At 72.0% G+C, this 5956-nt stretch carries 7 protein-coding genes; 2 read left to right on the top strand and 5 right to left on the bottom strand.

Annotated elements, in window-relative coordinates; all coding sequences use genetic code 11:
- On the top strand, positions 1-374 hold a 374-nt coding region (locus G3I65_RS35085; protein WP_275940184.1), incomplete at its 5' end, for a carboxyl transferase domain-containing protein.
- A gap of 109 nt (positions 375-483) precedes the next feature.
- Positions 484-1446 carry a serine hydrolase gene (locus G3I65_RS35090; protein WP_160699913.1) on the top strand — a complete coding sequence of 321 codons (963 nt, stop codon included), beginning with the start codon at positions 484-486 and terminating at the stop codon, positions 1444-1446.
- Between the two features lie 10 nt (positions 1447-1456).
- On the opposite strand, the gene tsaE is transcribed toward G3I65_RS35090, so the two are convergent.
- The 5 genes from tsaE to G3I65_RS35115 all read right to left on the bottom strand — a co-directional run.
- Complete coding sequence (gene tsaE / locus G3I65_RS35095; RefSeq protein ID WP_163046806.1) at positions 1457-1918, bottom strand: tRNA (adenosine(37)-N6)-threonylcarbamoyltransferase complex ATPase subunit type 1 TsaE; 462 nt, start codon at positions 1916-1918, stop codon at positions 1457-1459.
- A complete protein-coding gene (locus G3I65_RS35100; RefSeq protein WP_163046807.1) occupies positions 1915-3015 on the bottom strand; it encodes an alpha/beta fold hydrolase in 1101 nt (366 codons plus the stop codon). Before G3I65_RS35100 ends, tsaE begins: the two co-directional genes overlap by 4 nt.
- Positions 3012-4127, bottom strand: coding sequence for an alanine racemase (gene alr / locus G3I65_RS35105; RefSeq protein ID WP_160699912.1), 1116 nt, complete (start codon positions 4125-4127; stop codon positions 3012-3014). The genes G3I65_RS35100 and alr overlap by 4 nt, the downstream gene beginning before the upstream one ends.
- A 29-nt stretch (positions 4128-4156) precedes the next feature.
- The gene (locus G3I65_RS35110) at positions 4157-5248 is read right to left on the bottom strand and encodes an ABC transporter ATP-binding protein (RefSeq protein ID WP_125307451.1); all 1092 of its coding nucleotides are present in this window, start codon (positions 5246-5248) and stop codon (positions 4157-4159) included.
- 3 nt (positions 5249-5251) lie between these two features.
- The coding region (locus tag G3I65_RS35115; RefSeq protein WP_240924601.1) for an FGGY-family carbohydrate kinase at positions 5252-5956 on the bottom strand (705 nt) is incomplete at its 5' end.

Consider the following 5956-nt stretch of genomic DNA (forward strand, 5'->3'; position numbering starts at 1 on the left):
GGCTGGCGTCGCGGCTGGGCTTCCCGGTCCTGACGCTGGTCGACACCCCGGGCGCGGCCAACGACGCGGCCGCCGAGCAGGCGGGCGCGGGCGCGGCGATCGCGGCGATGTTCGAAGCTGTCGCGACGGCGGCGATCCCGGTGACGACGCTGGTGATCGGCGAAGGCGGCTCGGGCGGCGCACTGGCGTTCGCCGCGGCGGAGTCGACGTGGGTGACACCGGACGCGTACTTCTCGGTGACGTCCCCGGAAGCCGCGGCGGCGATCCTCAAGCGACCGGCGGCGGAGGTCCCGGACATCGCGAACCGGCTGCACCTGCGGCCCCAGGACCTGGTGGACCTGGGGGTGGCGCGGGCGGTGGTCAAGCCCTCGTGAGTGTTTAGTCGGGTTAGAACCCGACTAAACACTCACGAGGTCTTGGCGGGTCCATCCGTGGTTGGATCTTGCGATGGGGTACCGACTCAACAGGCGAGCGGCGTTCGGCTTGGGGACCGCTGTCGTCGCCGGAAGCGTTCTGACCGGCTCTCCCGCGTTCGCGCAGGAAGCAGACATCGAGGCCAGCCCGGCCACACCGGACCGGGCCAGGCAGAAGGTGAAGCGCGTCTACGACGACGCGGCCGCCGAGGCAGGCGGCATCTGGAACTCCTACATCAGCGTGGCCGACGGAGTGGCCGTCGACGTGGCGTCCGACGAGATCGTCGAGGCGTACAGCGTCAACAAGGTGGCCGTCGCGGTCACCTTGATGGACAAGATCGACCGTGGCCTGCTCACCCTGGACCAGCAGGTCCAGGTGCCGGAGAGCATCGTCGTGCCGGGTGGCGACGGCATCATCATCCTGGACAAGGCGTACCCGAGCGCGTTCACGCTGGGCCACGTCCTGTCGCTGTTCCTCACTGTTTCGGACGACACGTGCGTCCGGCTGGTGGGGCTCGTGGTTCCGGCGGCCGAGATCAACCAGATCCTGGTGACCAAGGGCTTCCCCAAGACCCAGGTCACGCCGGTGGCCAACCCGAACCGCTACTTCCTCGGCCAGACCACTCCGCGCGAGACCCACGACCTGCTGAAGGCGCTGGTCGCGGGCACCTTGCTGAGCCCGGCGTCGACGGAGTACCTGCTGTCCATCCTGCGGTCGCAGGTGGCGTTCACCGACGGTGTCCGCCGTGAGATGTCGTCCGGCGACCGGGCGAGGATCGCCACGAAGGCGGGCTGGCTGAACGACGGCCGCAACGAGGCGGGGATCATGTTCGACGCCGTGGGCAAGCCGGTGCTGATCTACTCGATGTTCGCGCACGGCCAGGCGAACCCGGAGGACTTCGGGGCCACGCACCCGGTCCGGCAGGCGAGCGCGAAGATGGGGCCGAAGTTCCTGCGCGCGGTCGACAAGATCGCGGGCGCCGGCACCAGGGCGTTCCGGGCACCGGCCTACCAGCCGTCCAACGGCGGCTGAGCAGCCGGCGCTACGCCCGCACCAGCTCCGGGAGGCGCTCGGCCCAGGTGCCGTGCGGTTCGAGGGTGATCTCGCGGACGTCGTCCTCGCGGCGGTCCAGCCTGACCACCAGGTAGTCGTCCGAAAGGCGCTCCGCGGATCCCTCGCCCCACTCGACCACGATGGCCGAGCGCTCCAGGTCCGTGTCCAGGTCGAGGTCGTCGAGCTGGGAGAGGTCGCCGCCCAGGCGGTACGCGTCGACGTGCACCAAGGGCACGCCCGGCGCGCCGGCCGGGTGGACGCGGGCCAGGACGAACGTCGGGGAGCTGACCCGGCCGCCGACGCCGAGGCCGTCGGCGATGCCGCGGGTCAGCGTCGTCTTGCCCGCGCCGAGCGGGCCCGCGAGCAGCACCAGGTCGCCCGCGCGCAACGCGCGGCCGAGGGCGCGCCCGAAGTCCATGGTCTCTTCGGGCGTGGGAAAAACGAAACTCAACGCTGCCACCACCAGGTTCGCCGGGACGAGTTTTCGCCGTCCACACCGGAACAGCGTTGCAGGAGATCGATCAGATGGCTGTTGACCAGCTCGGGCTGCTCGAGCTGGACCATGTGGCCGGCGCCGCGGACGCGCACCAGCTCCGCGTCGGGCAGCTCGGCCGCGATCCGCTCGGCGTGCGCGAACGGCGTGAACCGGTCCGAATCGCCGCCGATGACCAGCACTTCCGCGTGCTTCAGGCCGGCGAGCGCGGCGTACCGGTTGTGGCTGCCGAGGGTGTCGACGAAGTTGACGAGCCCGCGCACCGGCGTCACTTCCAGCATTTCGAGCATGAAGTCGACGAGCCGGGGCGCGACGTCCCGGCTGCCGAACGCCAGCCGGCGCACGGCCTGCCGCGTCAGCTGGCCGCCGGCCGCGCGGACGAACTCCACCAGCCCGGGCTGCCAGCCGGCGAGGCCGCCGGCGGCGCGCGTCAGCGGGTTGTACTTCGAGAGCAGCGAACGCGGCAACCCGCGTGCGCCCACTTCGCCCGCCGCCGTCGCGATGAACGCGACGCCGCAGACGCGGTCTTCGAAGAGCTCGGGGAACTCGGCGGCCAGCTCCATGATCACCATGCCGCCCATCGAGTGCCCCATCAGCACGATGGGCCCGTCGGGCACCACGGACCGCAGCACGCAGTCGAGGTCCCGCGCCAGCTGCTCGATCGTCGACGTCTCCGCGGAGGCCGCGCCGGACAGGCCGTGGCTGCGGTGGTCGTAGTACACCTGCCGCACGCGGGGCAGCCGCAGCGACGCGAGGTCGCGGCGCTGGAAGTGCCAGCAGCGCCGCGAAAGCGCGAAGCCGTGGACGCCCACGACGGTCAGTTCCGGTTCCCCGCCGTCTTCCGGGTCGATCTCCTCGACCGAAAGCGGCGTGCCGTCCTCGGCCGCGACCGTGGAAGTGCGGTCCGGCTTCAGCTCCCCCAGCGGCTCGTCCACGTACGGATCCTCACTGTGCCGCCGCTGCTGCGCGGCGACGGCGATAGCGGCGGCAGCGGTCCCCGTGGCCACGGCCCCCACCCCGCCGGCGATGGCCAGCAGTCGACGTGAAGGTGTCACGAGCGCTCCCCCAGATACCGGCGCCGCACCCGCGGGCGGTACATCGAGGTGACGATCTCGTAGTCGATGGTGCCCAGCTTGTCGGCCCATTCCCGGGCCGTCGGCTCGCCCTGCGTCCCCTGACCGAAGAGCACGACCTCGTCGCCGGCGGACGGCTCGTAGTCACCGCAGTCGACGACGAGCTGGTCCATGCAGACGCGGCCGGCCACCGGCCGCCGCTGCCCGCCGAGCCACACGTCCATCCGGCCCGACAGCGACCGCGGGACGCCATCGGCGTACCCGGTCGGCACCAGCGCCAGGTTCGTGTCGCGCGGCGTGGTCCAGGTGTGCCCGTAGGACACCGATTCGCCGGCTTCCACGCGCTTGACCAGCGCGACCGCGGACCGGAACGTCATGGCCGGGCGCAGGTCTTCGGCCTGCGGGACCGGGTTGAGCCCGTACATCGCGATGCCGGGCCGGACGAGGTCGAAGTGCAGGTCCGGCCGGGTGAGCAGGGCCGCGGAGTTCGCCAGGTGCCGCTTCGGGTCGAGCCCGGCGGCGCGGGCGGCGTCGTAGGCCTCGGCGAACCGCTTGGCCTGCATGTCGATCGAGGGGTGCTCGGGCTCGTCCGCGCACGCGAGGTGGGACCAGATCGCGACGACTTCGACCCGCGGTTCGGCGGCCGCCGCTTCGACCAGCTCGGCCCACGCGGCGGGCGGGCAGCCGTTGCGCGAGAGCCCGGTGTCGATTTTGAGGTGCACACGAGCCGGGGTACCCGGTTTCGCCGCGGCGGCGATGCGGCGTAGCTCACCCATCGAGCTGGCGGCGAGGTCGATGTCGTTTTCGACGCCGGGCGCGAAGTCGACGTCCGGGGTGTCCAGCCAGCTGAACAGGCGGGTGGTGATCCCGGCCGCACGCAGGGCGAGGGCTTCGCCGAGCGAGCAGGTGCCGAGCCAGCTCGCGCCGGCCTCGACCGCGGCGCGCGCGACCGGCAGCGCGCCGTGGCCGTAGGCATCGGCCTTCACTACGGCCATCACCTCGGCGCCGGGCGCGCGGGCGCCCAGCAGGGTGAGGTTGTGGCGGATCGCGTCGAGGTCGATGTCGACCTGCGCCCGGGGGAAACTGGAGGTCATAACGCCCTCCAGTTTCCCATGACCCGAGGTCAGGGCAGGCGCAGCCCGGACGTGGTGGAGAACACGTGCAGCGCGTCGGGGCGGATCCGCAGGTGGAGGGTGTCGCCCATGGCGGGCGGCGTGCGCGGGTCGACGCGGGCGACGACGTTGGACTTGTTGTCGTCGGCGTCGGTCTCGGCGAGCTTGCCGTAGACGTAGGCGTCCGAGCCGAGCTCCTCGACCAGGTCCACCTTGACCGGCAGGGTGCCGTCCTCGCTGGTGGCGACCTCGAGGGCCTCCGGCCGGAAGCCGAGGGTCACGGTGTCGCCGTCGGCGGCGGCGATGGTCTCGCGGGTCAGCGGCACGCGCGCGCCACCCACCTCGGCACCGTCGGCGGTGAGCTTCGCGGTGACGAGGTTCATCGCGGGCGAGCCGATGAACCCGGCGACGAAAGCGTTTGCGGGCTTGTCGTACAGGGCGCGCGGGGTGTCGCACTGCTGCAGCAGGCCGTCCGACAGCACCGCGACGCGGTCACCCATCGTCATGGCCTCGACCTGGTCGTGCGTGACGTACACGGTCGTGACGCCGAGGCGGCGCTGCAGCGCGGCGATCTGCGTGCGCGTCGAGACACGCAGCTTCGCGTCCAGGTTCGACAGCGGCTCGTCCATCAGGAAGACCTGCGGCTCACGGACGATCGCGCGGCCCATCGCGACGCGCTGGCGCTGACCGCCGGAGAGCGCCTTCGGCTTGCGGTCGAGGTACTGCTCGATGTCCAGCAGCTTCGCGGCCTCCAGGACCTTCTGCTTGATCTCGGACGCGGGGCGGCCGGCGATCTTCAGCGCGAAGCCCATGTTCTGCGCGACCGTCATGTGCGGGTACAGCGCGTAGTTCTGGAACACCATCGCGATGTCGCGCGAGCGCGGCGGCAGCTGGGTGACGTCGCGGTCGCCGATCCAGACGGCGCCTTCGTCGATGTCCTCGAGGCCGGCGAGCATGCGCAGGCTGGTCGACTTGCCGCAGCCGGACGGGCCGACCAGCACCAGGAACTCGCCGTCGGCGATCTCCAGGTCCAGCGCGTCGACCGCGGGGCGCTCCGAACCGGCGTAGCGCCGGGTCGCCTTGTCGTAGGTGATGGAAGCCATCGGTCAGTCCTCTCCGAGATTCCGCCGGACCCCGTACGCCGCTTCGCGGGCTTCGAGGTGGCGCTGCTGGATCCGGTGGCCCTCGGCGCGCTGCGCCTCGGTCGGCTCGTCCAGCTCGAGCGCTTTCTTGTTTTCCTGCCAGGACGGGGGTTCCGCACTGGAAGCCAGGGCCCACGCTGCCTGCCGCGCCGCCCCGATGGCGACGTACTCGGCGACTTCGGGCAGCTGCACGGGCACGCCGAACACGAGCGGCGCCACCGCGCGGACGGCGGCCGACTGCGCGCCGCCGCCGATCAGCAGCACGCGGCGGACGTCGAGACCGTGCGCACGGACCGCGTCGAGGCCGGCGGCGAGGCCGCAGAGCATGCCTTCGACGGCACTGCGCGCGAGGTTCTGTGGGGTCATGTTCGCCCTGGTCAGGCCGCTGAGCGAGCCGGTGGCGCCCGGCAGGTTCGGGGTGCGCTCGCCGTCCAGGTAGGGCAGGAACGTCAGGCCCTCGGCGCCGGGCTCGCCGGCCAGGGCGAGCCGGTCGAACTCGCTCAGCGTCGCGCCGAGCATCGACGCCGTCGCGGTGAGGACGCGGGCGGCGTTGAGGGTGCAGGCCAGCGGCAGGAACCGGCCGGTGGCGTCGGCGAACCCGGCGACCTCTCCGGTGGCGTCGGCCGCGCCGGTCTCGGCGACGCCGAACACCGTGCCGCTGGTGCCGAG

Source organism: Amycolatopsis sp. SID8362, assembly GCF_010550475.1.
Classification (GTDB): Bacteria; Actinomycetota; Actinomycetes; order Mycobacteriales; family Pseudonocardiaceae; genus Amycolatopsis; species Amycolatopsis eburnea.

Coding starts and splice junctions, on each gene's coding strand:
- alr (WP_160699912.1), bottom strand. CDS start 4,127: ATGACCTCCAGTTTCCCCCGGGCGCAGGTCGACATCGACCTCGACGCG.
- G3I65_RS35110 (WP_125307451.1), bottom strand. CDS start 5,248: ATGGCTTCCATCACCTACGACAAGGCGACCCGGCGCTACGCCGGTTCG.